The sequence below is a fragment of the Sphingomonas sp. Leaf198 genome (genome assembly GCF_001424005.1).
GTDB lineage: Bacteria > Pseudomonadota > Alphaproteobacteria > Sphingomonadales > Sphingomonadaceae > Sphingomonas.
In genome coordinates, this window is sequence record NZ_LMPX01000004.1 from 193,745 (window position 1) to 220,712 (window position 26,968).

At 68.3% G+C, this 26,968-nt stretch carries 21 protein-coding genes, 1 tRNA gene and 1 riboswitch; of the genes, 18 read left to right on the plus strand and 4 right to left on the minus strand.

The genetic code is table 11. The features are described from left to right. Positions 1-136: 136 nt before the first annotated feature. Entirely contained in the window at positions 137-772 is a 636-nt protein-coding gene (locus tag ASG20_RS16260) for a 2-dehydro-3-deoxy-6-phosphogalactonate aldolase (protein WP_056055238.1), read from the minus strand. Further along, positions 769-1,632, minus strand: coding sequence for a 2-dehydro-3-deoxygalactonokinase (locus ASG20_RS16265; protein WP_056055241.1), 864 nt, complete (start codon positions 1,630-1,632; stop codon positions 769-771). Before ASG20_RS16265 ends, ASG20_RS16260 begins: the two co-directional genes overlap by 4 nt. Before the next feature lie 141 nt (positions 1,633-1,773). Here ASG20_RS16265 and ASG20_RS16270 point away from each other — a divergent pair, with 141 nt between their 5' ends. From ASG20_RS16270 to ASG20_RS16280, 3 genes are all read left to right on the plus strand, one after another. Then, a complete protein-coding gene (locus tag ASG20_RS16270) occupies positions 1,774-2,487 on the plus strand; it encodes a FadR/GntR family transcriptional regulator (RefSeq protein ID WP_156364394.1) in 714 nt (237 codons plus the stop codon). 497 nt (positions 2,488-2,984) lie between these two features. After that, on the plus strand, positions 2,985-3,941 hold the full coding sequence (locus ASG20_RS16275; RefSeq protein WP_056055247.1) for a Gfo/Idh/MocA family protein: 957 nt from the start codon (positions 2,985-2,987) through the stop codon (positions 3,939-3,941). A gap of 192 nt (positions 3,942-4,133) precedes the next feature. Beyond that, a complete protein-coding gene (locus ASG20_RS16280; protein ID WP_082471056.1) occupies positions 4,134-7,259 on the plus strand; it encodes a TRCF domain-containing protein in 3,126 nt (1,041 codons plus the stop codon). Between the two features lie 5 nt (positions 7,260-7,264). Here ASG20_RS16280 and ASG20_RS16285 read toward each other — a convergent pair whose 3' ends face one another. Beyond that, positions 7,265-8,125: an N-formylglutamate amidohydrolase gene (locus ASG20_RS16285; RefSeq protein WP_056055249.1), complete on the minus strand. Its 861-nt coding sequence runs from the start codon at positions 8,123-8,125 to the stop codon at positions 7,265-7,267. Positions 8,126-8,235: 110 nt separating this feature from the next. Between ASG20_RS16285 and cpdR the strand changes: the two genes are divergently transcribed. The 15 genes from cpdR to alr all read left to right on the plus strand — a co-directional run bounded on the left by cpdR (position 8,236) and on the right by alr (position 25,976). After that, the gene (gene cpdR / locus ASG20_RS16290; protein ID WP_056055250.1) at positions 8,236-8,613 is read left to right on the plus strand and encodes a cell cycle two-component system response regulator CpdR; all 378 of its coding nucleotides are present in this window, start codon (positions 8,236-8,238) and stop codon (positions 8,611-8,613) included. A 44-nt stretch (positions 8,614-8,657) separates the two neighbouring features. After that, positions 8,658-8,732 (plus strand) — tRNA-Val (locus ASG20_RS16295). A gap of 245 nt (positions 8,733-8,977) precedes the next feature. Continuing rightward, a complete protein-coding gene (locus ASG20_RS16300; protein WP_082471025.1) occupies positions 8,978-9,883 on the plus strand; it encodes a TorF family putative porin in 906 nt (301 codons plus the stop codon). 120 nt (positions 9,884-10,003) lie between these two features. Beyond that, positions 10,004-10,093: a K(+)-transporting ATPase subunit F gene (kdpF, locus tag ASG20_RS16305; protein ID WP_022685962.1), complete on the plus strand. Its 90-nt coding sequence runs from the start codon at positions 10,004-10,006 to the stop codon at positions 10,091-10,093. Between the two features lie 13 nt (positions 10,094-10,106). Further along, entirely contained in the window at positions 10,107-11,810 is a 1,704-nt protein-coding gene (kdpA, locus tag ASG20_RS16310) for a potassium-transporting ATPase subunit KdpA (protein ID WP_056055252.1), read from the plus strand. A gap of 13 nt (positions 11,811-11,823) precedes the next feature. Further along, positions 11,824-13,875 (plus strand): potassium-transporting ATPase subunit KdpB, encoded by a 2,052-nt coding sequence (gene kdpB / locus ASG20_RS16315; protein ID WP_056055255.1) that lies wholly within the window; start codon positions 11,824-11,826, stop codon positions 13,873-13,875. A gap of 10 nt (positions 13,876-13,885) precedes the next feature. After that, positions 13,886-14,455 carry a potassium-transporting ATPase subunit KdpC gene (gene kdpC, locus ASG20_RS16320; protein ID WP_056055258.1) on the plus strand — a complete coding sequence of 190 codons (570 nt, stop codon included), beginning with the start codon at positions 13,886-13,888 and terminating at the stop codon, positions 14,453-14,455. Then, a complete protein-coding gene (locus ASG20_RS16325) occupies positions 14,455-17,145 on the plus strand; it encodes a sensor histidine kinase (protein ID WP_056055262.1) in 2,691 nt (896 codons plus the stop codon). Before kdpC ends, ASG20_RS16325 begins: the two co-directional genes overlap by 1 nt. After that, positions 17,145-17,831: a response regulator transcription factor gene (locus ASG20_RS16330; protein ID WP_056055265.1), complete on the plus strand. Its 687-nt coding sequence runs from the start codon at positions 17,145-17,147 to the stop codon at positions 17,829-17,831. Before ASG20_RS16325 ends, ASG20_RS16330 begins: the two co-directional genes overlap by 1 nt. 61 nt (positions 17,832-17,892) lie before the next feature. Then, positions 17,893-19,947: a TonB-dependent receptor gene (locus ASG20_RS16335; RefSeq protein ID WP_056055268.1), complete on the plus strand. Its 2,055-nt coding sequence runs from the start codon at positions 17,893-17,895 to the stop codon at positions 19,945-19,947. 20 nt (positions 19,948-19,967) lie between these two features. After that, positions 19,968-20,182: riboswitch (cobalamin riboswitch) on the plus strand. A 112-nt stretch (positions 20,183-20,294) separates the two neighbouring features. After that, entirely contained in the window at positions 20,295-22,196 is a 1,902-nt protein-coding gene (locus ASG20_RS16340; protein WP_056055271.1) for a TonB-dependent receptor plug domain-containing protein, read from the plus strand. Next, positions 22,193-23,005, plus strand: a complete 813-nt coding sequence (locus ASG20_RS16345) for an ABC transporter substrate-binding protein (protein ID WP_056055274.1) — start codon at positions 22,193-22,195, stop codon at positions 23,003-23,005. The genes ASG20_RS16340 and ASG20_RS16345 overlap by 4 nt, the downstream gene beginning before the upstream one ends. A 148-nt stretch (positions 23,006-23,153) precedes the next feature. Further along, positions 23,154-24,122: a FecCD family ABC transporter permease gene (locus tag ASG20_RS16350; RefSeq protein WP_056055276.1), complete on the plus strand. Its 969-nt coding sequence runs from the start codon at positions 23,154-23,156 to the stop codon at positions 24,120-24,122. Then, a complete protein-coding gene (locus ASG20_RS16355; RefSeq protein ID WP_056055279.1) occupies positions 24,113-24,892 on the plus strand; it encodes an ABC transporter ATP-binding protein in 780 nt (259 codons plus the stop codon). The genes ASG20_RS16350 and ASG20_RS16355 overlap by 10 nt, the downstream gene beginning before the upstream one ends. Before the next feature lie 49 nt (positions 24,893-24,941). Beyond that, complete coding sequence (gene alr / locus ASG20_RS16360) at positions 24,942-25,976, plus strand: alanine racemase (RefSeq protein WP_056056020.1); 1,035 nt, start codon at positions 24,942-24,944, stop codon at positions 25,974-25,976. Here the strand turns inward: alr and ASG20_RS16365 are convergent, their stop codons facing one another. Beyond that, positions 25,977-26,963 carry a 2OG-Fe(II) oxygenase gene (locus tag ASG20_RS16365; protein WP_056055282.1) on the minus strand — a complete coding sequence of 329 codons (987 nt, stop codon included), beginning with the start codon at positions 26,961-26,963 and terminating at the stop codon, positions 25,977-25,979. Between the last annotated feature and the right edge of the window lie 5 nt (positions 26,964-26,968).

Here is a 26,968-nt window from a genome sequence, read left to right on the forward strand (position 1 = left end):
CATCGAGACGGCGTATCGAAGGACAGGTTGGCGCGCGGAACCTGTACCTCGATACGCGCCCTCGATACGCCCTTTGCAGGACTACTCGATCCCTACTCGGCACGAACGGGGGCGGGGGCGGAAGGCGGAAGGCGCGTTACTCGGCCTTCAACGCCGCGATGAAGCCCGCCGCCCGTTCGCCGACGTCCGCCGCGGTCATTCCCGGTGCGTACAGGGCGGAACCGAGCCCGAACCCGGCTGCGCCCGCCTGAGTCCACGCCGCCATGCCTTCCGGCACGATTCCGCCGACCGGCAACACGCGCGTATCCTGGGGGAGGACGGCGCGCATCGCCTTCAGGACGGTCGGGCTGGCGGCTTCGGCGGGGAACAGTTTCAGCGCGGCGGCGCCTGCGTCTAGCGCGGCGAACGCTTCGGTCGGCGTGGCGATGCCGGGCAGCGCGACATAGCCGCGCTCGGCCGCCGCGGCGATCACGCGCAGGTTCGCGTTGGGGGCGATGATCAGCGTGCCGAACGCCGCGCCAACGGCTTCGACGTCTTCGACGCGCAGCACGGTGCCGGCACCGACCACCGCGCGACCCTCGAGCTTACGCGCCAGCCGGGCGATGCTGTCGAGCGGATCGGGCGAGTTCATCGGCACTTCGAGGATCGTGAACCCGGCCGCGACCAGTGCCTCGCCGATAGCCTCGACCTCGTCGGGCTTCACCCCGCGCAAAATCGCGATCAGCGGGCATTTGGCGAAGGCGGCGTCGAAGGCCTGGCGGTGGTCGGTCATGCGGCAAGGTCCTGGATGCGAGTGATGCCGGCTACGAATGCGGCCTGGCTATCTATATGGTGTGCGGTGCCGCCGAGCGCATCGATCGCGCCGGCATACAGCGCGCCGAGCGCGGGATCGGCGAGGATATGGACGGTCGCGCCGGGCTCGATCCGCGCGGCGGTATCCGCGCCGATCAGCAGTCCGCTCGCGAACGAGGCGGCGTCCGCGTCGTCGGCCAACCCGAGCACGCCGCGCGCGCGGATCGCGAACAGGCTGGCGGCGAGATCGCGTTTCGCGCCTTCCGCGACGCCGTCGAGGAACGCCGCGCCCGGCTCGACCGGGTGGCCGAGCTGGCGCGAGAGGACACCGTGCGCGCGGAGCAGTGCGAACAGTTCGCCGGTCATCGCGGTGGTGAACCGGACGATCGCGCCAGCTTCGACGGTCGCCCATTTGCAATGCGTGCCCGGCTGGCACAGCAGAGCGTCGGGCGGGACCAGCCCGGCGGCGACCGCGCCGAGCAACTGGACTTCCTCGCCGCGCATCACGTCCGCGTGCAGGCCGTCGCGGTACGACAGGCCCGGCACGATCGCGGTGCGCGCGTCGATCCGGTCGAGCGCGGCGGCGATCTGCGGCAGGCCCGCGGGCGCGGCGACATAGGGTACGCTGCGCCAGCCGATGTTCGATCCGACCATCCCGGCGAGCAGCATCGGCAGGTCGCCGAGCCGGTCGCGAATGCCCGCGACCTCCGCGTCATACTCGTCGAACGCGACGTTCGCTGCGCCGCGATCGTCGCGTTCGGTCGCCACCACGCTGCCGTTCTCGATCCGGAATGCACGCCGATTGGTCGTGCCCCAGTCGACGGCGATAAATGGGCTCATGGTCACGTTCTCGATTCTAGCCCGATCTTGCGATCGCATCTGGCCAGATATTTATACGATAATAGGAGCAAGTCCAGTAAGGAGCCTGGAAACGTGACAGCAGGGGCATGTTGCGTCAGAACCCGGGCGATGGCTACCGACATGACAGACAGCGAGACATTTCCGCCCGGCGCCGTCGCGGGTCGCAACCTCACCCACGGCATGCTTGATACGCTGGGGCGGGCGATCGTGACCGGGCGTTACGAGACGCGGCCGTTCCCGACCGAGGCGGAGATCGCCAAGACGCACGGGGTCAGTCGCTCTGTCACGCGCGAGGCGGTCAAGATGCTGACCGCCAAGGGTCTGGTGAGCGCGCGGCCGCGGCAGGGGACGGTGGTGCAGCCGGCCAGCGCCTGGAACCTGTTCGATACCGACGTGCTGCGCTGGACGCTGGAGCGCAAATTTTCGGTCGAACTGCTGCGGCACTTCAACCAGTTGCGCGTCGCGATCGAACCCGAGGCGGCGGCGCTGGCGGCCCGGTTCGGCGACGCGGCGGACCTGCAGGCGATCCGCGGCGGGCTGACGCAGATGGAGGCGGGCGAAGCGGGGCTGACCGATCCGCTGGAGGCCGATATCGCGTTCCATGTCGCGATCCTGCGCGCGTCGAAGAACCCGTTCTACGCGCAGTTCCAGTCGGTGGTGTCGACCGCGCTACGCACGTCGATCCGCTTTACCAACCGCATCAAGGGGCGGTCGGCGAACATTGCCGACCATGCCGCGGTGGCCGACGCGATCATCGCGCGCGATCCTGCGGCGGCGAGAGTGGCGATGACGCGGATCATCGGCGACGTGCTGGTGCTGATCGGCGAGGACTGAGGCGTATCGACGTTCGGTTTTAACCGCCAACTCCGCTTTTTCTTTGCCATGCCGGACCATTCGGGTTTGCTTGGGAGAGGCTGAACCCGGCATTCGCGGTGCTGCGAAATCCATGAGATTTGGCGTATGGAACGGACCCCGGAACTCGTCGACAGGTATACCTCTCCGACATCCCATGCTCCGTCATCCCCGCGGAGGCGGGGATCCATAAGCTCAAACGGTCGCGATTCTATCGCGAGGCTTGCCAGTATGGGTTCCCGCCTCCGCGGGAATGACGGTTACATGTTTGACGGGAATACGCGTCGAGCCAGTTCGAGGTGACAAAGTGTTAGGACGGCGCGCCCAACGCGCTGCATGTCGGTCCGTACTGGCGAAAACCTTGGTGAAAGCGTTTCACCAAGGCGTGACGTTTCGCAAGACGGAGCGATGCGGGTTACCGTTGATCGCCGACCTCCTGCCCCCTATGAAAAGTAAGACAAATCTTAGAGGATTCCTGCATGGCTGTTGACCCGTCGTCCCCGAAGCCGATCCGCCTCGCCATCGTCGGGGTCGGCAAGATCGCGCGTGATCAGCATCTGCCGGCGATCGCGCAGGATCCCCGGTTCGAACTGGTCGCGGCGGTCAGTCGCAACGCGGTGGTCGACGGCGTCGCGAACTACCGCGATATCGCCGAACTGGTGGCGGCAGGGCATGACCTCGACGCGGTGTCGCTCTGCACGCCGCCGGTGGGTCGCGCCGAGATCGCGATGGCGGCGATCGATGCCGGGCTCGATGTGATGATGGAAAAGCCGCCCGCCGCGACGCTGTCGGAGGTCGCCCGGATCGAGGCGCATGCGGTCGCCGCGAGCCGCACGCTGTTCGCGACCTGGCACTCGCGCGAGGCGGCGGGCGTCGCGCCGGCGCGCCAATGGCTCGAAGGACGGCGGGTCGAGCGGGTCACGATCGACTGGCGCGAGGATATCCGCCGCTGGCATCCTGGCCAGGACTGGATCCTGGAGGCTGGCGGGTTCGGCGTGTTCGATCCGGGGATCAACGCACTGTCGATCGCGACCGAGATCCTGCCCGGCGGCTGGACGGTCGACGATGCCGAGATGCACGTGCCCGAGGGGCGGATGTCGCCGCTCGCTGCCGATCTGCGCCTGTCGTGCGACGGGGCGGCGGGGGCGCGTGTGCCGGTGACTGCGACGTTTGATTTCCTCCACGAAGGACCGCAGCAATGGGACCTCGTCGTCGATACCGATGGCGGTCGACTGACGTTGCGGATGGGCGGATCGGTGCTCGAGGTGGACGGCGACGTCAGCAAAGCGCCCGATGCCGAATATGCGCGATTGTACGGCAAGTTCGCCGAGCTGGTGCGGACCCGGTCGAGTGCGGTGGACGTCACGCCGCTGCGGCTCGTCGCGGATGCCTTCCTGGTCGGCCGCCGTACGATCGTTCCTGCGTTCGCCTGGTAATTGCGCGCGGAAGATCGATTTCCGCGCGCCAAGTAACGCAGGATACAAATGCCTTGATCGACGATAAGCGGTCAGGAACGCGCCGATAGGCCCCACGTTCTGTCCTTATGCGAGCCCGGCAAGGGCCGAGGATAAGGATGCGTATCGGTGCTTCAGGTCAGTCCGCAGATCGAGCAGGAATACGGCATCGCGATGGAGGCGATCGCGGTGGCGCCACTGGCAACCGCGATCGCCGAGCGATTGGCGGACGCTAACCTCGTCTACATCGCGTCCGACGATCGGCGCGCGACCGAGATCGCCGCGATCGTCGCTGCGCTTTCGCCGGCCGCGCTGGTGGTCCATCTGCCGTCGAGCGACGCGCTGCCCGGCGATGACGCCCCCGCCTCACCGGCCAATGTCGGTCTGCGCGTGGCGGCGTTGCGGCGGTTGCGCGCCGGCGTCGAAGCGGGGCGCGCATCGATCCTGCTGGTGACGACCGCGGAGGCCAGCGCGGTGCGCTATCCGGCGCCTGCGATGTTCGACGTCGTCCCGCCGAGGCTCGCGCCCGGCGATACGATTGATCTCGATGCGTTCGCCGCGACCACCGCGGAGATCGGCTATGTCATCGACGATCGCGTCGACGAACCCGGCGAGATCGCGGTGCGCGGCGGTGTCGTCGACATCTTCCCGGTCGATCGCGACCTGCCCGTTCGCGTGGAATTCGCCGATGGCAGGATCACATCGCTGCGCCGCTACGATCCCGTCTCGCAGTTGAGCCAGGGCGACCTGGATGCGATCGAGATCGGTCGCGCGACCGAGCCCGCCGTCGAACAGGGCGCGACGATCCTCGCGCATCTGCCCGGCGCGGCGGTTGCGCTCGATCCCGATTCCGGACGTCGTCGCGAGCGTTTTCTTGCGGTCGCCGCCGATGGTCTGCCGCGGCGCAAGGCGGCTGCCGAACTGGTCCTCGACAAGGCCTGGGCTGCGGCGATGGCCGAGCGCGAGACGACCGCGTTTCGGATCGCCGACGACCTGCCGCCGCGCTTCATCGAGCGTCGCGATCCGACCCGCGCCTTTGCCCGGTTTGCCAAGGATGTGCTCGCTGACGGACGGCTGGTGATCGCCGGGTCGTCGCGCGACCTGCGGTTCCTGCGGCCTCGGCTGGAGCGCGCCGCCAAGACCGCGTTCGAGCCGGTCGACGAGTGGGCCGGTGTGCTCGCCGCCAAGCCGGGACACGCGCTGCTGCTCGACGCGCCGATCGATCGCGGGTTCGTCGTCGGCGGGATTACCGTCGTCGCGGCCGCCGATCTGCTCGGCGGGCGGGCCGGCAGCCATGAGATGTCCGACGGTCGTGTTGCGCAATCGATCCTGTCGAGCGAGCTGCGGTGTGGCGACGTCGTCGTCCACGAGACGTTCGGGATCGGGATCGTCCGCGGGTTGCAGGCGCTTTCAGACAGCGACGGCGATGCGATCGTTCTCGAATATGCCAAGGGCGGACGCCGGCTCGTGCCGGTCGCGGAGGCCGACCGGATCTGGCGCTATGGTGCCGACGAGGACGCGGTGACGCTCGATACGCTCGACGGCGCGTCGTGGCAGAAGCGCCGCGGGGCGATCGACGCGACGATCGCCGAGAGCGCGCGCGATCTGGCCACGCTGGCCGCCGAACGCGATGCGCGGACGACCGATCCGATCGAGCCGGACCGGGCGGCGTATGAGCGCTTCGCTGCCGGGTTCGCCTTTACCGAGACGCCCGATCAGGCGCGGGCGATCGCGACGACACTGTCCGATCTCGCGAGCGGGAAGCCGATGGACCGGCTGGTGATCGGCGATGTCGGCTACGGCAAGACGGAGGTCGCCTTGCGCGCGGCCGCCGCCGTCGCGCTCGCCGGGCGGCAGGTCGCTATCGCCGCGCCGACGACGGTGCTGGTCCGCCAGCATATCGAGACGTTCACCAAGCGGTTCGAGGGCACCGGGATCGTCGTCGCCGGCCTGTCGCGGCTGTCGAGCAGCGCGGACAAGGCGCGCGTCCGTGCAGGCCTGGCCGACGGATCGATCGGCGTCGTGATCGGGACCGGTGCGATCGCCGGCAAGGGCGTGACCTACCGCGATCTCGCGCTGGTGGTGATCGACGAGGAACAGCGGTTCGGGACCGCGGACAAGGCCAAGCTCCATGATTTAGGCGCCGGGCATGTCCTGACGCTGAGCGCGACGCCGATCCCGCGCACGCTGCAATCGGCGATGGTCGGTCTGCAGGGCCTGTCGATCATCGCGACCCCGCCGGCACGTCGCCAGCCGATCCGCACCGCGGTCTCCAGCTTCGACGACAGCGTCGTCCGTGCAGCGTTGCGGCGCGAACGCGCGCGGGGCGGCCAGAGTTTCGTCGTGGTGCCCCGGATCGAGGATATGGCGCCGCTCGCGGCCAGGCTCGCCAAGCTCGTACCCGAACTCGGGCTGGTGCAGGCGCATGGCAAGATGCCCGCGGCCGAGATCGACGAGGCGATGGTCGCGTTTGCCGCGGGCGATGGCGATGTGCTGCTCGCGACCAACATCATCGAGGCGGGGCTCGACGTGCCGCGCGCGAACACGATGATCGTCCATCACGCCGATCGTTTCGGCCTGTCGCAGCTCCACCAGTTGCGCGGGCGGGTCGGTCGCGGCGGGCGGCGCGGTCAGGTGATGCTGTTGACCGATGGCGATGCGACGATCGCGCCGGCGACCCTGAAGCGGCTGAACACGCTCCAGGCGTTCGACCGGCTGGGGGCGGGGTTCGCGATCAGCGCGCGCGATCTCGATCTGCGCGGCGCGGGCGATCTGGTCGGCGAGGCGCAGGCCGGGCACATGAAACTGATCGGCATCGATCTGTATCAGCATCTGTTCGCGCGGGCGTTGCAGCAGGCGCGGATCGATCAGGACGGCGGGGAGCCGATCGACGACTGGGTGCCCGAACTGCATCTCGAACTGGGCGGCAGCCTGCCCGAGGACTGGATCCCCGAGGAGGAGGTCCGGCTGGCACTGTACGGGCGGCTCGCGCGGATCGCCGATGTGGCGACGCTCGATCGGTTCGAGGCGGAACTCGACGACCGCTTCGGCGCGATGCCCGATCCGGCGCAGCGCCTGCTGCACGTCGCCCGAATTCGGATGCTCGCGCGGCAGGCTGGTATCCAGCGGATCGATGCAGGGCCGGCGGCGATCGCGTTCACCCCGCATGATCGACACGCAGCGAAACCGCTGGAGGAGCTGGTCGAGAAGACCGGGCGGTGGATCGCGCGCGAGACGATCGCCGATCCGGTCGAGCGCGGCGCGAAGATCGCCGATCTGCTGGGCGCGATGACCGACTGAGGGGGCTATTCCGCGGCGAAGGCTAGCGGCGCGAGGCGGGCTTCTTCCGCCAGTGCGTCCAGCATGACGCGGACGAGGTCGACGACGCGGGCGAAACCGGCGCCCGGCGCATGGTGCTTGCGATCGAGATATAGCGTGCGGTCGAGCTCCAGCTGGATCGCGTGAATTCCGGTGCCGGGCGCGGCGTGCCGTTCGAGGATATGCCCGCCCGCATACGGCGCGTTGCGCGCGACCGAAAAGCCGTGTCCTACGCAGGCCGCTTCGACGACTTCGACGAACCGACCGTCCGCCGCATGGCCGAAGCGGTCGCCAATCACGATGCGGGGACCGCCGGGCGCGAGTGGCGGCATCGAATGCACGTCGAGCAGCACCGCGATCCCGAACCGTGCGCGCGCCGCCTGGAGCGCGGCGCCGACCGCGTCGTGATACGGGCGATGATCCTCGACGATCCGCGTGGTGATCTCGGCATCGGTGAACCGCCGCGCCCAGAGATCGCCGGCAGCCGATGTCCTGCGGGGGACGAGGCCTAGGCCGCTGCGCAGCTTGGCGGATTGCTGCGCCAGCGGAGTCGTCGTCGCCCCCTCGTCGATCAGCGGATCGCGTTCGTCTTCGCGGCGGTTCAGATCGATCCACGCGCGCGCGCGCGTCTGGACGATCGTGGTCTGGTGCGTGCGTGCCGCCTTGGCGACCGCATCGACGAGCCGATCCTCCAGCGGCAGCAGCCCGGCCAACGGCACGCGCAACGCGGTCTTCAGCGCGAGCGGATAGTCGCGGCCCGCATGCGGCACGGAGATCACCACCGGGCTCGACGGGGGCGTCGTGCCGAAGCGTTCGAACGGGAGCGAGGTAAACGGGGCGGATGGCATCGATCCACGCTAGGGCGACCGCGCGATGCGGGCAATCGATCTGGAAATCTTAACCGCTTTGCGGCTAGGTCGGCTGCAACGATGCTGTGCGAAAACGGGACTTTAGATCGATGTTGCGAATCCTGCTGGCCGAAGACGATCAGGTCATGCGTGAATATCTGACGCGTGCGCTCGAACGGTCGGGCTATGCCGTGACCGCGGTAGACCGCGGCACCGCGGCCATCCCGCTGCTTGAAACCGAGACGTTCGACCTGTTGCTGACCGATATCGTCATGCCCGAGATGGACGGGATCGAGCTTGCGCAGAAGGCGGGGGAGATGTGCGCGGACCTGCGCGTGATGTTCATCACCGGCTTCGCGGCGGTCACGCTGAAGGCCGGGCGGGCGATGCCGAACGCCCGCGTCCTGTCGAAGCCGTTCCATCTGCGCGATCTCGTCGCCGAGGTCGATCGGCTGTTCGAGATGGATAATGCGACGGGCATGCATTGAACGCTTGCACGCCGCGATAACCGCGGCTAGTGGAGCCGTCCGGCGGGCGTGTAGCTCAGTGGTAGAGCACTGTGTTGACATCGCAGGGGTCGCAAGTTCAATCCTTGCCACGCCCACCATAGAAAGCCCTGGTAGCTCGATGAGTTACCAGGGCTTTTTTGCGTCTGGCGGGATTGGCCTCGGCGCCCATCATCGACGCGATCGGCTGATCCCCGGCATAATCGCGCGTCCGGACGCCAACTATACGCCAGCTATATGCGAAAGGGGGCAATCGCTCTCGAATTGCTACGCGTCCTGCGCCTAATCGCCAGGCTCCACGGCTTCCGCGCATCATTCGCGGGGCGTCTTCGGTTGGGGTGTAGTGATGAAGCGTTTATATTCGGCGGTCGCAGGGGTTTTGCTGGCGGTTCCGGCACTGGCGATCCCGGCGGCAGCGCAAGCACAGTCGGCGCCCGACGACACGACCCCGGCGGCCCCGGCTGCAGCCAACCCGGCCGCGCCGCCGTCGGCAATCACCGTCAGCGGATCGGTCGCGATCGCGTCGGACTATCGGTTTCGCGGCGTGTCGCAATCCGACCGCCAGATGGCGGTGCAGGGCGGTCTGACGATCGCGCACGAGAGCGGCTTCTACGTCGGCACCTGGGCGTCGAATCTCGCCGGCTGGGGCACGTTCGGCGGCGCGAACATGGAGCTCGACCTGATCGGCGGCTACAAGGCCAAGCTGGGCAATGGCGCCACGCTCGATACCGGGCTGACGTGGTACATGTACCCGGGCGGCGCCAACAAGACCGACTTCGCCGAGCCCTATGTCAAGCTGAGCGGCACCACCGGTCCGGCGACGCTGACCGCGGCGGTCGCCTATGCGCCCAAGCAGCAGGCGATCGGCAAATGGTACGCGACCGGCGCCGACGCGGCCGCGGGCGTCTACACCCGGCCGGGCGCGAAGGACGACAACCTCTATCTGTCGGGCGACGGCGCGTTCGCGATCACGGGCACGCCGATCACCGCCAAGGCGCATATCGGGCATAGCTGGGGGCAGGACGGCCTTGGTCCGAACGCGACCGCAGTCACCCCGACCGGCAACTATTGGGACTGGTCGCTGGGTGCCGACACGACCTGGCGCACCCTGACGTTCAACGTGTCGTACGTCGACACCGACATCTCTCGCCGCGACTCCGCCTATCTGCAGCCCAGCTTCAGCAAGGGGCAGGACGGTACCGGCACGATCGCCGGCGGCACCGTCGTCGCTTCGCTCACCGCCGCTTTCTGACGCCGCCAACTAACAAGGATCAACCGATGGAAGACCTGTTCTGGATCCTCGTCATGGTCGGGCTGGTGGCGGCTACGCTTGCTTATGCCCGCCTGTGCGACAACGCATGAGGGGGATGCGATGACTCTCGATCTCTGGCTCGCGGCACTGACCGCACTTGGCCTGCTCATCTACCTGGTGGCGGTCCTGATCCGCCCCGAACGCTTCTGAAGGAGGCGGCATCATGACATTCCAGGGCTGGTTCCTGATCCTCGGCTTCGTCGCCATCCTCCTCGCGCTGACCAAACCGGTCGGCCTGTGGCTGTTCGCGCTGTACGAAGGCCGCCGCACCCCGCTCCACGTCGTCCTCGGACCCGTCGAGCGCGGTTTCTACAAACTCGCCGGGGTCGATCCGCAGGCCGAGCAGGGCTGGCGGCGGTACGCGCTGCACATGCTCGTGTTCAACGTCGCGTTGATGGCGTTCACCTATGCGGTGCTGCGTCTGCAAGGTGTGCTGCCGGGTAACCCGCAGGGGCTCGCCGGGCTGTCGCCGAACCTGGCGTTCAACACCGCGGTGAGCTTCACCACCAACACCAACTGGCAGAGCTATTCGGGTGAGTCGACGATGTCGAACCTCAGCCAGATGCTCGGGCTGACGATCCACAATTTCCTGAGTGCGGCGACCGGCATTGCGCTGGCGTTCGCGCTGTTCCGCGGGTTCGCGCGGCGTGAATCGAAGGCGATCGGCAATTTCTGGGCCGATATGACGCGCATCACGCTGTATCTGCTGCTGCCGTTGTGCGTCGTCTATACGGTGTTCCTGATCGCCAGCGGCGTGCCGCAGACGCTGGCCGCGACCGTCAACGTGACCACGCTCGAAGGCGTCAAGCAGGTCCTCGCGATCGGGCCCGTCGCCAGCCAGGAAGCGATCAAGATGCTCGGCACCAATGGTGGCGGCTTCTTCAACGCGAACTCGGCGCATCCGTTCGAGAACCCGACCGCACTCGTCAACCTGATCCAGATGCTGTCGATCTTCCTGATCGGCTTCGGCCTGACCTGGACGTTCGGCAAGGCGGTCGGCAACACCAAGCAGGGCTGGGCGATCCTGTCGGCGATGGTGATCCTGTTCCTCGCCGGCGTCACCGTGACCTATTGGCAGGAAGCCGCCGGCAACCCTGTGCTGCATCATCTCGGCGTCGCGGGCGGCAACATGGAGGGCAAGGAGGTCCGCTTCGGGATCGCCGCGTCCGCATTGTTCTCGGTCGTCACCACCGCGGCCTCGTGCGGCGCGGTCAATTCGATGCACGACAGCTTCACGGCGCTCGGCGGGATGATCCCGCTGTTCAACATCCAGCTGGGCGAGGTCGTGATCGGCGGCGTCGGCGCCGGCATCTACGGCTTCCTGCTGTTCGCGATCCTGGCGGTGTTCGTCGCCGGGCTGATGGTCGGTCGTACGCCCGAATATGTCGGCAAGAAGATCGAGTCCCGCGAGGTCAAACTCGCGGTGCTGGCGATCGCGGTGCTGCCGTTGATGATCCTCGGGCTCACCGCGCTGTCGTCGGTGCTGGCGCAGGGGCTGGCGGGGCCGCTCAACAAGGGGCCGCACGGCTTCTCGGAGATCCTCTATGCCTTCACCAGCGCGGTCGGCAACAACGGGTCGGCGTTCGCCGGGCTGAGCGCCAACACGCCCTATTACAACGGTCTGCTAGGCGTTGCGATGTGGGTCGGCCGGTTCTTCATCATCGTGCCCATGCTGGCGATCGCCGGCAGCCTGGCCGCGAAGAAATACACGCCGGAAAGCGCGGGTTCGTTCCCGACGACCGGCGGCCTGTGGGTCGGCCTGCTCGTCGGCATCGTGCTGATCCTGGGCGGCCTGACCTTCCTGCCGAGCCTCGCGCTCGGTCCCATCGCCGATCATCTCGCGATGATCCGCGGCACTTTGTCCTGACGGGGGCGCCATCATGGCCCAGAATTCGCAAAGCCGTTCGCAGAGCAAGAGCCTGTTCACCGCCGATCTGGTGGTGCCGGCGATCACGGCGTCGTTCGTCAAACTCAACCCGAAGGAGCTGATCCGCAACCCGGTGATGTTCGTCACCGCGGTCGTCGCCGCGCTGATGACCGTGCTGCTGGTCGTCGGCCATGACAGCCTGAGCATCGGCTTCAAGCTGCAGCTCGTCATCTGGCTCTGGCTGACGGTGCTGTTCGGCACCTTCGCCGAAGCGCTCGCCGAAGGACGCGGCAAGGCGCAGGCGGCCTCGCTGCGTGCCACCAAGGCGGACCTCGTTGCCAAGCGCCTGAAGGGCGACGGTCGCGAGCATGAGAGCGTGCCCGCCAGCGCGCTGAAGGTCGGCGACGTGGTGCTGGTCGAGACCAACGACCTGATCCCGTCCGACGGCGAGGTCGTGTCGGGTGTCGCGTCGGTCAACGAGGCGGCGATCACCGGCGAGAGCGCGCCGGTGATCCGCGAGGCGGGCGGCGATCGCTCGGCGGTGACCGCGGGGACGCGAGTCATCTCCGACGAGATCCGCGTCAAGGTGACGGTCGAACCGGGCAAGGGCTTTCTCGACCGCATGATCGCGCTGGTCGAAGGCGCCGAGCGGCAGAAGACGCCGAACGAGATCGCGCTGACTCTGCTGCTGGTCGGCCTGACGATCATCTTCCTGATCGCGGTCGGCACGATCCCCGGCTTCACCAGCTATGCGGGTGGCTCGATCCCGGTCGCGATGCTCGCGGCGTTGCTGATCACGCTGATCCCGACGACGATCGCCGCGCTGCTGTCGGCGATCGGCATCGCGGGCATGGACCGTCTGGTTCGGTTCAACGTGCTGGCCAAGTCGGGTCGTGCGGTCGAGGCGGCGGGCGACATCGATGTCCTGCTGCTCGACAAGACTGGCACGATCACGATCGGCGACCGCCAGGCGAGCGAGTTCCGCGCGGTCGGCGGCGCGAGCGATGCCGAGATGGCGGAAGCCGCGCTGATCGCCAGCCTCGCGGACGAGACGCCCGAGGGCCGTTCGATCGTCGTGCTGGCACGCGAGCGGTTCGGCGTCACGACGAGCGTGTTGCCCGATGGCGCGGAAGTGATCCCGTTCACCGCGCAGACGCGGATCTCGGGCGTACGGACCGCGGACATGCTAGTCCAGAAGGGCGCGGTCGACTCGATCCTGAAGGCCAATCCAGGGGTCGGCCAGACCGCGGCGGCGACCGAACTGCGCCGCATCACCGACGAGATCGCGCGTGCCGGCGGGACACCGCTGGCGGTCGCGAAGAACGGCCGGTTGCTCGGTGCGATCTTCCTGAAGGACGTCGTCAAGGCAGGGATCCGCGAACGCTTCGGCGAGCTGCGGACGATGGGCATCCGCACGGTGATGATCACCGGCGACAACCCGCTGACCGCGGCGGCGATCGCGGCCGAGGCGGGGGTCGACGACTTCCTCGCGCAGGCCTCGCCCGAGGACAAGCTGGCGCTGATCCGCCAGGAACAGCAGGGCGGCAAGCTCGTCGCGATGTGCGGCGACGGCACCAACGACGCACCCGCACTGGCACAGGCCGATGTCGGCGTGGCGATGAACACCGGCACGCAGGCGGCGCGCGAGGCGGGCAACATGGTCGATCTGGACAGCGATCCGACCAAGCTGATCGAGGTCGTCGGCCTCGGCAAGCAGCTGCTGATGACGCGCGGCGCGCTGACGACCTTCTCGGTCGCCAACGACGTGGCGAAATACTTCGCGATCATCCCGGCGATGTTCGTCGTGCTGTATCCGGGGCTCGGCGTGCTCAACGTGATGCGGCTGGGGTCGCCCGAAAGCGCGATCCTGTCGGCGATCATCTTCAACGCGGTGATCATCCCGTGCCTCGTGCCGCTCGCGCTGCGCGGCGTGAAATACACGCCGATGGGGGCGGGCCCGCTGCTCGCGCGCAACCTCGCAATCTACGGACTGGGCGGGCTGATCGCGCCGTTCGTCGGCATCAAGATCATCGACCTTGTGGTCGGTGGCCTCGGCCTCGCATAAGGACAATAATATGGGCAAGGATCTCACCTCCGCACTGCGACCCGCGATCGTCATGACGATCCTGTTCGCGGCACTTCTCGGGCTGGCGTACCCGCTGGCGATGACGGGGATCGGTCAGGCCGTGTTTCCGTCGCAGGCGAACGGCAGTCTGGTGACGCAGAACGGCCAGGTGGTCGGCTCGACGGTGGTCGGTCAGGCGTTCGTCGGGGACAAATATTTCCAGACGCGCCCGTCCGCCGCGGGCAAGGGCTATGACGGGCTGGCGTCGTCGGGGTCCAATTTCGGCCCCGCCTCGCACGCGCTGGTCGACCGGGTGACGCCCGACATCGCCAAGCGCCGTGCCGAAGGGGTGACCGGGCCGCTGCCCGCCGACCTCGTCACCGCGAGCGGATCGGGGCTCGATCCCGATCTGTCGCCGGCCGCCGCCGCCGTCCAGGCACCGCGCATCGCGCGGGTCCGCGGCATCCCGGTCGACCGGGTGAGGACGATCGTCGCCACCGCGACCGAGACGTCAATCCTGGGCGAACCGCACGTCAACGTGCTGGCTATGAACCGCGCGCTGGACGCCCTGCCGCGCTGATGCCGGTCAGCGATCCGGGCAACAGCGACAATCGTCCGGATCCGGATGCCCTCCTGCGTCAGGCCGAGCAGGAGGGAAGGGGGAAGCTCAAGATCTTCCTCGGCGCGGCACCGGGGGTCGGCAAGACCTTCGAGATGCTGTCCGAAGGCGCGGCACGGCGGCGCGACGGTGTCGATGTCGTCATCGGCATCGTCGAGACACACGGCCGGGTCGAAACCGAACGGCTGACCCGCGGACAGGAAATCGTCCCGCGTCGCGACGTCGCCTATGAAGGGCGCGTCCTGGCGGAAATGGACATCGACGCGATCCTGGCGCGTGCGCCGCGGCTCGCGCTCGTCGACGAACTCGCGCATACCAATGCCCCCGGCAGCCGCCATCCCAAACGCTATCAGGATGTCGAGGAACTGCTGGCGGCGGGGATCGACGTCTACTCGACGATCAACATCCAGCACGTCGAGAGCCTCAACGACATCGTCGCCAGTTTCACGCGGGTCCGGGTGCGCGAGACGGTGCCCGACCGGATCCTCGAACTCGCCGAGATCGAGGTCGTCGATATCCCGCCCGACGAGCTTATCGAGCGGCTCAAGGCGGGTAAGGTCTACCTGCCGCACGAAGCGACCCGTGCGCTCAGCCATTTCTTCTCCAAATCCAACCTGTCGGCGTTGCGCGAACTCGCGTTGCGCCGCGCCGCGCAGGCGGTCGACGCGCAGATGCTCGATCATGTCCGCGCGATCGGCATCGGCGGGACATGGGCGGGCACCGACCGGATCGTCGTCGCGATCAACGAACTGCCAGGCGTCGACGGCTTGGTCCGCGCGGCCAAGCGGGTCGCGGACGGGTTGCACGGGCCGTGGACGGCGTTGTTCATCGAAACGCCGCGCACCGCGCACTTCACCGATGTCCAGCATCAGCGCGTCGCTGCCGCCATGACGCTGGCGACGCAGCTCGGGGCGGCGGTCGCGACGGTGCCGGCCGCGTCGGTGGTCGAGGGTATCCAGGGCTTCCTGATCCACGCGCGCGCGACGCAGCTCGTCGTCGGCAAGTCGCGCCGCTCGCGTGCGTTCGAATTCATCCACGGATCGATCGTCGACCGGTTGATCCGCGGTACGAGCGGCGTGACCGTCCACGTCCTGCCGATGGAAACCGAAACCAGGACGTCGGCGCTGGCATGGCGGCGGTCGAAGGCGGGCTGGGGCTCGCCGACCGGCTATGCCATCACGCTCGCGCTGGTCGCGGCGATCACGACGGTCGCCAGCGCGTTGTTCCATATCCTCGATCTCGGCAACGTCGCGCTGTTGTACCTGCTGCCGGTGATGGCGGCGGCCAGCCTGTTCGGGTTGCGCACCGGGCTGTTCGCCGGAATCGCGTCGAGCCTCGCCTACAACTTCTTCTTTCTGCCGCCGGTCGGCACGCTGAGCATCAGCAATCCCGAAAACCTGATCTCGATCTTCGTCCTGCTCGGCGTAGCGATCGCGACCAGCCAGCTCACCTCGCGGGTGCGGGCGCAGGCCGACCTCGCCGCGGCGAGCGCACAGACCAACGCGACGCTGGCGGGGTTCCTGCGACAACTGAGTGCGATCAACGATCCGGCGGTCGCCGCGCGGATGATCTGCGACGACGTCGCGCAGGTGTTCGCGGTGCAGTCGGTGCTGCTCGCCCCGACGACGGGCGCCGGGCTGACCGTGCAGGCCGCGAGCACCGCGGATTACCGGCTCGACACGATGGATCTGGCCGCCGCGAACTGGGCGTTCGATGCCGGCGCGGCGGCGGGCAAGGGGTCGGCGACGCTGGCCGCGTCCGAATGGCTGTTCCAGCCGGTCAAGGCGGGCGGGCGGACGCTCGCGGTGCTCGGAATCGCGCGCGAGAACAGCGGCGATCCGGTTCGTGCCGATCAGCTGCCGCTGCTCACCAGTCTGGTCGATCAGTCCGCGCTGGTGCTCGAACGGCTGCGGCTGGAGACCGAGATGCGCGATGTCGATGCGGTGCGGACGCGCGATCGGCTGCGCGCGGCGCTGCTCTCGTCGGTCAGCCACGACCTGCGCACGCCGCTGACCGCGGTGATCGCCGCGGCGAACGAACTCGACCACGGCGCCACTCCCGACCTGATCGCGACGATCAAGACCGAGGCGGCACGGCTCAACCGGTTCGTCGCCAATCTGCTCGACATGGCGCGGGTCGAGGCGGGGGCGCTCAAGCTCAACATCGAGGCGACCGATCTCAGCGATGCGGTCGCCGGTGCCGCGCACGACGCGCGCCGGGCGCTGGAGGGACATGCCGTCCGGCTCGACGTGCCGCCCGACCTGCCGCTGGTCCGGGTCGATCCGCAGCTACTGCATCACTGCCTGCTCAACCTGCTCGACAATGCCGGGCGCTACGGCGATCCCGGTACCGAGATCGTCGTCGAGGGGCGGCATCGCTACGGCGAACTCAGGCTGGCGGTGCTCGACCACGGTGCGGGCCTGCCCGCGGGCCGCGAGGCCGAGGTGTTCGAGACGTTCCGGCGGCTCGAAGGATCGGACCGCGAGATCGTCGGGACCGGGTTGGGGCTTGCCATCGTCAAGGCCTTCGCCGAGGCGATGGGGATGATGGTCGAAGCCGGCAATCGCGTCGACGAGCCCGGCGCCGCGTTCACGCTGGTGTTCCCGTCCCCTCTCATCGTGCGCAACGTCGCACCCGAAAGCGCGATCTGATGCCTGCCAAGATCCTGGTCGTCGACGACGAAATCTCGATCCGCCGCCTGCTCCGCAACACGCTGGAGCGCGCCGGCTATGCGGTGGTCGAAGCGGTCGATGCGCGCAGTGCGATCACCTGCGCGGCGGCCGAGCACCCGAGCGCGATCCTGCTCGACCTGGGATTGCCCGACCGCGATGGCCTGAGCCTGATCCCGGTGCTGCGACGCGATGGCGATGCGGTGATCCTGGTGGTGTCCGCGCGCGACGCGACCGACGAGAAGGTCGCCGCGCTCGATCTCGGTGCGGACGATTTCGTCACCAAGCCGTTCGACAGCGACGAGCTGCTCGCACGGTTGCGCGTCGCGCTGCGGCATCGGGCCACCGCCGACACCGCGCCCAAGCTCGTGCGGAAGGGTGGCCTGACGATCGATCTCGATCGCCGCGTCGTCACGCGCGACGGCGAGGAACTGCACCTGACGCGCAAGGAGCACGAGGTGCTTGCGGTGCTGGCGCGGCACAGCGGGCGGGTCGTCACGCACGACAAGATCATCGCCGCAGCATGGGGTGGCGACGAGGATCCGCGGATCGAATATCTCCGCATCGTGATCCGCAACCTGCGCCAGAAACTCGAGGCGCCGGATCCGGTCGGCAGCGTGATCGCCAATGAATTGGGGGTCGGCTATCGCCTGCGCACCGATAGCTGAACGGCGATCGGGCCGGTCTGCCCGCTTTCCAGACACGGGGTAAAGCTGCCATGCGCCGGCGATGATTCGCCTCCCGATCTCTGCACTCGTTTGCGTCCTCCTGTCGTCCGGCGCTGCCATCGCGCAATCGACCCCCGAACCTGCACCCGATATCGTCGTGACCGGGCGCGGGCTGGCGCCGGCACCGGGCGATCGCGCCTACGACATCGTCACGATCGAGCGCGACCGGATCGACGCCAATGCCAGCAACCGGCTGGAGAGCGTGCTCGCCGATGTCGCCGGTCTGCAGCAGTTCCGCCGCTCCGATTCGCGCAGCGCCAACCCGACCAGCCAGGGCATTTCGCTCCGCGGAATCGGCGGCAATGCGTCGAGCCGCGCGTTGCTGATCCTCGACGGCGTACCGCAGGCGGATCCGTTCGGCGGGTGGGTCGCGTTTCCCGCCTATGCGACCGGGCGGCTGGGGCGCATCCGCGTGACGCGCGGCGGCGGCAGTGGCTATCAGGGGCCGGGGGCGCTGGCCGGCACGGTCGAACTTGAAAGCGCGACGCCTGGCGACCTGACGCCGTTCCAGGGCAGTGTCGCCTATGGCAGCCGGGACTCGGTCGATGCGCAGGGTTCGGCGGCGTTGGTCCGTGAGGGCGGGTTCGCGACGCTGTCGGGCGCGTATGCGCGCGGCGACGGTTTCACGCCGACGGTGGCCGACAGTCGCGGGATCGTCGATCGGCCTGCGCCGTACGAACAGGCATCGGGCGCGATCAGAACCGTCGTCGGGATCGGCGCGAAGACCGAGTTGCAGATGAACGCCAGCGCCTTCACCGACCGGCGCGATCGTGGGTCCGATTTCACCGATAATACAAGCGAGGGCGCCGATGCGAGCATCCGGCTCATCGGGCGCGGCGACTGGGGCTATTCAGCGCTCGCCTATCTCCAGACGCGCGCGTTCGCGAGCAGCTTCAACAGCATCAATGCTACGCGCACGACCGCGATACAGTCGCTCGACCAGTATAATACGCCTGCCACCGGGCTGGGCGGGCGGATCGAGATCCTGCCGCCGCTGGGCGAGAGCATCACGCTGCGGCTGGGTGCGGACCTGCGCGACGTCAGCGGCAAGACGCAGGAACTCTACACCTTCGTCGCGGCGGTCCCGACGCGGCGCCGCGAGGCGGGCGGGAGCACGACGACGACGGGCGTCTTCGCGGACGGCAGCCTGGTCGCGGGCGACGTGACCTTCAGCCTGGGCGGACGCGTCGATTGGTGGTCGATCGACGGCGGCTATCTGTCCGAACGGCCGCTCGCCGTCGGACCTGCGCTTACCAACCAGCGCTATGCCGATCGCGACGACAGCGAGACGACCGGCCGCGTGGGTATCGCCTACCAGCCCGCTGACGCGATCACGTTGCGCGCCGCGGGGTATCGCGGGTGGCGGTTGCCGACGCTCAACGAACTGTATCGCCCGTTCCGCGTCGGCAACGACGCCACCGCCGCGAATGCGCTCCTGTCGCCCGAGCGGCTGACCGGGGTCGAGGGCGGTGTCACGCTGACGCCCATTGCCGGTGTCAGCGTCGCCGCAACCTATTTCTACAACCGGCTCAAGGATGCGATCGCCAACGTCACGACCACCAGCCCGGCGCAGGTGTTGCCCGGCGTGACGACCTACCGCGTCCGCCAAAATCTCGATGCGATCCGCGCGCACGGGTTCGAACTCGATGCGGCGTATCGTCCCGGCCCGTTCGGCGTGCAGGCGTCGTGGTCGCATACGAATTCGACCGTCGAGGGATCGGGGATCACCGCGGCGCTCGACGGATTGCGGCCGGCGCAGACGCCGCGCGACGCGGTGTCGGGAACGGTCGACTGGCGCCGCGATGCCGCCGCGCTGTCGCTGACGGTGCGCCATATCGGCCGGCAGTTCGACGACGACCAGAATACGCGGGTGCTCGCGCCCGCGACCACGCTCGACGGCTATGCGGCACTGCCGATCCTGCGGTCGCTGGTGGCCGAGTTGCGCGCCGAAAATATGGTGAACGAGCGGGTCGAGGCGGGGATCAGCGGCGCCAACATCGTCGAGCGCGCGACGCCGCGGACGATCTGGGTCGGGCTCCGCTATGGCCTGCGTTGACCCGTGTCTGGGCTGCGACTAATGGCGGTGACGTGAAGGGTTCCCGGCGACGGGATCAAAAGGGAAGTCGGTGCGCGGGAAGGTCGTCATGACCAGAGCCGCAAGACCGGCGCTGTACCCGCAACTGTGACCGGATAGCGGCCACCCCGAATAGGCCACTGGGTGACAGCCTGGGAAGGCGGGGTGGGTGCGAAGACCCGGAAGCCAGGAGACCTGCCTCTCACGGTCGATCCACTGCGCGGGCGGGTGTCCGGCGCGGACGAGAGGCCCCCATGGGGCATCCTCGAGCGAGAGACGTCTGGCCGCTCTGCGAATGGTCGCAGGCGGTTCTGTTCAGGACGTGCCCGATGACGAAAACATTCCTACTTCTGAGCGCGGCGGCGGCGATCGCGTCGCCCGCCTACGCACAATCGATTCCCGATGGCGATACGCCCGAACTGGTGGTCACCGCCGCCCGCGTCGCGCAGCCGGCGAGCGAAGTCGGTCAGGCGGTGACGGTGATCGACCGCGCCGAGATCGAGCGCCGCCAGACCACGGTGGTATCCGACCTGCTCGCGACCACACCGGGCGTCACCGTCACGCGCAACGGCTCGGTCGGCGCGCTGACCGGCGTGCGGATCCGCGGCGCCGAATCCGACCAGACCTTGGTCGTGATCGACGGCGTCCGCGTCAATGATCCGTCGTCGACCGGTGGCGGTTTCAACTTCGCCAACCTGTTGTCGAGCTCGGTCGAGCGGATCGAAGTGTTGCGCGGGCCCAATTCGGTGCCGTGGGGCAGCCAGGCGATCGGCGGCGTCGTCAACATCATCACCGCGACGCCGACCGAAGGCGTGCAGGCTCGCGCCAATGCCGAATATGGCTATGCCGACAGCGTGTTCGCGAGTGCGGGCGTGTCGGGCGCGAAGGGGCCGGTCTCGGGCTCGCTGACCGGCGGTTACCTCAGGACCGATGGCATCTCGTCGGCGGCGAGCGGCACCGAGCGCGACGGCTATCGCCAATATGGCGCGGCCGGGCGGCTGGGCGTCGAGTTCGCGCCGGGGATCGGCCTCGACCTGCGCGGCTATTATGCGGACAGCAAGGTCGACATCGACGGGTTTCCGGCACCCGCTTTCGTCCTGGCGGACGACCCCGAATATTCGAAGACGCAGGAGATCTATGGCTATGCCGGGCTTCATGCGAACTTCGCCGATGGCCGGTTCAACAACCGCGTGGCGTTCACGATCGCCGACATCAACCGCGACAATTACGATCCGACCTTCGGCACGGACCCGAGCTTCATCGGTCGCGGCCGCAGCGAACGCTACGAATATCAGGGCGACTTCCGCCCGCTCGACCAGGTTCGCGTCGTCGCGGGCGTCGAGCGCGAGAACAGCCGGTATAACGACGGCTTCAGCTCTGCCGACACGGGCATCACCAGCGTCTATGGCCAGCTGATCGTCAAGCCGATCGACATCCTCACGCTGACCGGCGGCGTCCGCAACGACGATCACGACGATTTCGGCAACCACACGACGTTCGGTGCCAATGCCGCACTGGCGTTGCGGACCGGCACGACGCTCCGCGCGAGCTACGGCGAGGGCTTCAAGGCACCGACCTTGTACCAGCTGTTCTCCGACTACGGGAACCGCGGTCTCGATCCCGAGACCGCGCGCAATTTCGACGTCGGCGTCGAACAGGCGTTTCTCGGTAATCGTGCCCGCGTCGGCGTTACCTATTTCAATCGCCGCTCGCGCAACCAGATCGACTTCCGCGATTGCAGCCCGACCGAGCTGACGACGCCCAATTCGATCTGCGCCAATCGTCCGTTCGGCGTGTACGACAACGTCGCGCGTGCCGAGGCCGACGGCGCCGAGTTCACGCTGGCGCTGCGCCCGGTCGATGCGCTGACGCTGACCGCGAACTACAGCTATATCCACACCGAAAACCGGTCGGTCGGCGACGATTTCGGCAAGACCCTCGCGCGGCGACCCGAGCAGACCGCGAGCGTCAACGCGGATTACCGATTCGCGTTCGGGCTGTCGATCGGCGGTACAGTGACGATGGTCGGCGACAGTTTCGACGACTCCGCCAATGCGGTGCGGCTCGATGGCTATGCGCTCGGCGGCGTCCGGGCGGAGTTTCCGATCGGCGAGCGGTTCGCCGTCTATGGCCGCGTCGATAACATCACCGACGCGTCGTACCAGACCATCGCCGGCTACGGCACCTATGGTCGGGCGGCCTATGGCGGCGTGCGGTTGCGTCTGAAGTGAACCGCGCGGCGATCCTCCTTGCGCTGCTGGTCGCGTCGACGCTTGGGGGCTGCTCCGTGCCGCCGGGCGGACGCGGCGGCGGGGGGATCGTCTCGACCAATCCGTGCGTCGATGCGGTGCTGGTGCGGATCGTGCCCGCATCACGGATCGCGGCGATCAGTCATTATTCGCAGGATCCGGGGGGGACCTCGATCCCGCTGGAGGTCGCGCGGCGGTTTCGCGCGACCGCCGGCACCGCGGAGGAAGTGATCGCGCTGCACCCCGATCTCGTCATCGCCAGCACCTACACGCCCGCGGCGACGCAGGCGGCGTATGCGCGCGCCGGGTTGAAGACGTTGCTGCTCGGCATTCCCGATTCGATCGCGGAGAGCCAGGCGCAGGTGACGCAGATCGCCGATGCGGTCGGCGCGCCGTCGGGTGGCAAGCGGATCAATGCCGATATCGATCGTGCCGTCGCCAGATGGACGCGGCACAGCGCCAATCCGCCGAGCGCCCTGCTCTATATCACCGGCGATCTGGCGACTGGCGACGGTACGTTGCTGACCGACATGATGACCCGCGTCGGGTTGCGCAATGCGGCGGTGCGCTACGGCCTGACGCATACCGGCACACTGTCGGCGGAGACGATCGTCACGCAGCCGCCCGATGTCGTCATCGCCTCGGAGCGGGTCGGGCGGGGGGCGGCACTACGGCACCGGCTGTTGCCGACGACGCCGCAAGCGGTGTTTCCGCGTGTGCTGATCAATTGCGGCGGCCCGACGATTCCGCCGGCGCTCAAGCGGCTGGCTGCGATAAGGGCGGGGCTGTGATGGCCTACGTCTACCACCCCGGAGAAGGCCGGGGCCCAATTGGAATGGCCGAAGTAACGGAGCGCTGTGCGCAGTCACGATCGTCTCCCAATTGGGCCCCGGCCTTCGCCGGGGTGGTGGAATTGGGTACGAGCGGGGATGCGCGGCGGTGACTCGCACGCTGAAACTGCTCGCGCTCGGCCTGCTCGTGATCGCGCTGTTCGGTGTTTCGCTCGGCTGCGGGAAAGTCTCGGTGCCGCCGTCCGCGTGGTTCTCGGCCGATCCGCGCTGGTGGATCATCCTCGAACTGCGTCTGCCGCGTGCGGTGCTCGGGCTCGCCTTGGGGGCGACGCTCGGTCTGTCGGGTGCGGTGCTGCAAGGCTATCTGCGCAATCCGCTGGCGGACCCGGCGGTGGTCGGGGTATCATCGGTCGCAGCGCTCGCCGCGGTCGCCGCGATCGTCTTCGGGGTCGGCACCGGACCCGGCATCTTCGTCGCGGCGATGCTCGGGGCAGGGGGCGCGGTCGCGCTGCTCGCCGCACTGACCTGGCGATCGTCGAGCGCGATCACCTTCATCCTCGCCGGGACCGTGCTGACCAGCCTTGCCGGCGCGCTCACCGCGTTCCTGATTTCGATCGCGCCGAACCCCTATGCGGTGGCGGAGGTCATGGACTGGCTGATGGGTGCATTGACCGATCGCGGGTGGACCGACGTATATTCCGCGCTGCCGCCGATGCTGCTCGGGACGATCCTGTTGCTGACGACCGGGCGATCGCTCGATTCGCTGTCGCTCGGCGAGACGGCGGCGCGGTCGTTGGGCGTACGGATGGGCCGTATCCGCGTCCTCGTCGTGCTGGGGACCGGCCTCGTCGTCGGGGCGGGGGTGGCGGTAACGGGCGTCATCGGGTTCGTCGGTCTGATCGTGCCGCACCTGCTGAGACCGCTATTCGGGCACCGGCCGGGCGCGCTGCTGCTGCCGTCGGCGTTGGGCGGCGCGGCGCTCGTGCTGGCCGCGGACAGCCTCGTGCGGCTTGCGCCCGGCGCGGGCGAAGTGCGGTTGGGCGTCGCGATGGCGATGATCGGCGCGCCGTTCTTTCTCGGGCTGCTGTTCAGGGAGCGAGGACGCGCATGGATCTGATCGTAGATGTTCTGAGCGTGAAGCTCGGCAAGCGCACCGTCCTGCACGACATATCCGCGCATCTGCGCCCTGGTCGCGTGACCGCGATCCTCGGGCCCAACGGTGCTGGCAAGAGCACGCTGGTCAAGGCGGCGGCCGCGCTCGTCGGCTATGCGTCCGGCAGCGTCAGGCTCGGCACGCAGGAGGTCCGGGCGATGGACCCGAAGGTGCGGGCGCGCGCGATCGGTTATCTGCCGCAGGATGCGACGGTGCATTGGAACATCGTCGCGCGCGACGTCGTGGCGCTCGGTCGGCTGCCGCACCGGGGCGCGCATGCCGGCGCGTCGCCCGCCGATCACGCGGCGATCGCACGCGCGCTGCACGACACCGAAACGACGCATCTCGCGGATCGCCCGATCGCCGAACTGTCGGGCGGCGAGCGCGCCCGCGTCCTGCTCGCGCGCGTGCTGGCGGGGGAGCCGCGTTGGCTGCTGGCCGACGAACCGCTCGCCAGCCTCGATCCGTCGCACCAGATCGACCTGCTTGCGCGCCTGCGTACCTATGCGGCGGGTGGGGCGGGCGTGGCGATCGTCCTCCACGACCTCGTCCAGGCCCAGCGCACCGCCGATGACGCTCTGCTGATAGCGGACGGTCGGGTCGTGGCGTTCGGCCCGGTCGCCGACGTTCTCACCGCCGGCACGTTGGGCCGGGTATTTGGTGTTAGCGTCGCGACGTTGGAGGACGAGGACGGTCGCCTGTTCGTGCCCGTCGGCCGCATCGAACCGGCATAGACGGTCGACGGGCCCCGTTCGGCGCACTATCCCGCACCCGGTGATCGACATTCCTGCCCCGCTCCGTTTGCGCCTCGACGCCGATGCCCTTGTCCAGAACTGGCGCACGCTCGACCGCATGAGCGGGCGCGCCGCCTGCGGTGCCGCGGTCAAGGCGAACGGCTACGGCCTCGGCGCGATCGAGGTCGCGCGCCGCCTCGCCGATGCAGGCTGCCGCGATTTCTTCGTCTCCAATTGGCAGGAAGCCGCCGAACTCGCCCCGCTTGGGCTGACGGTATCGGTGCTCCACGGCGTCCGCGACGAGGACATGGCGGCGGCGTCGGCCGGGTTCGCCCGCCCGGTCCTCAATACCCCCGGGCAGGTCGCGCGCTGGAAAGCCGCGGACGGCGGCGCTTGCGACGTCATGGTCGACACCGGCATGAACCGGCTCGGGGTGTTCACCGATGACATTGCCGCGGGTCTGCTCGACGGCCTCAAACTCGAAACGCTGATGAGCCACCTCGCCTGTGCGGACGAAGAGTCGGCGATGAACGAGGTCCAGCGTAATCGCTTCGCCGCGCTTGCCGGTCGCACGTCGGCGCGTCGGCTGAGCCTCGCCAATTCGGCGGGGATCGGCCTGGGGACGGACTATGCGTTCGACCTGACCCGGCCTGGGCTGGCGCTGTATGGCGGCGTGCCGCGATCGAGCCTTGCCGCCGCGATCGAGCCCGTCGCGACGGTCGAGGCGCAGGTGTTGCAACGGCGTCGCGTGTCGGTCGGCGAGACGGTCGGGTACAACGCGACCTGGACGGCAGCCACGGATACCGACGTCGCGATCGTCAACCTCGGCTATGCGGATGGATATTTCCGCGGGTTCTCGGACCGCGGCACGGCGTGGGCAGGGACGATCGAGCTGCCGGTGATCGGCCGCGTCTCGATGGATCTGCTCGCGGTGCGCGTCGACGACGCTGCCGGGCTGGTCGAAGGCGACTGGATCGCAGTCGACCGCGATCTGTCACGGGCTGCGACGCGGTCGGGCATGTCGCAGTACGAGTTGCTGACCTCACTCGGCCGACGGCTCGACCGACTATGGTCGGACGCGTGATCAGGCCTGTGTTTCCGGCCCCGTCCAGGCATCGAACGGCCGTTTGCGGATCCACCGCGTCGCCAGCCATTTGACGCCCTGCACCACGGGAAGTCCGGCGTGCAGCGACTGGGGATCGGTCGTATCGTCCGCCAGCGTGTTGGTGAAGGACACCGCATCGCCGGCCTTCGGGCGGATCGTGACGCCGAGTTTGGGGAAGTGCGTCTCGCCACCGGCAAAACCTTCGTTGAGGTAGATCAGCACGGTCTTCGTGCGCTGGTTGCGAGCGTTGCCGATGGCGTCGAAATGCGGGCGGAACTGTTGTCCTGGGCGATAGCGGAGGATCGTCAATGCCTCGCCCTGGGCGATATCCGTCGCGGTGATGGTCGCGAGCCGCTGGTTGATCGCGCGCACGACGAGGCTCTCGCGCATCGGCCCGATCACCGCGGCATCGGACGTGCGGACGGGGTGGGTAATGGCACGCCCGGTACGCGGATCGACCACGCCGGCGGGCAAAAGCAGATCGTTTGCGGCGTTGGCCAGATGTGCGCATTCCTCCCTAGTCAGCAGCGCAGGAAAATGGCGGATTTTCGGCTGCGTGGCGAGTCGAGCCGATGCCGGTTCGGCGGCAGGGTGGCCATCTGCGGTCAGGCGCATCGCGTCGAGCAGGGCTATGTGCTGCGCGGCGACGGGATCGGAACGTGCAGCGACTGCCAATAGCGTCCGCGCGGCGTGCCACGACGCGGGCGAACCCGATCCGTTCGCGGTCAGCGCGATTTCCAGCAAGGCGGCATCGACATGGCCGATCGCCACCGCGCGACGCAGGATTTCGCGTGCCCGGCGAAGATCGCGCGGCACCGGGCCGCCGGTCAGGTTCCAGCTTGCAAGCCGGAACAGCGCGTCGACGTCGCCCTGTTCCGCCGCGGCTGCGACGATCGACACGGCTTGCACGGCCTGCCCGGCGGCGAGCAACCGGTCGGCTTCGATCAGGAGCGTTTCGCTGTTCATCCAGC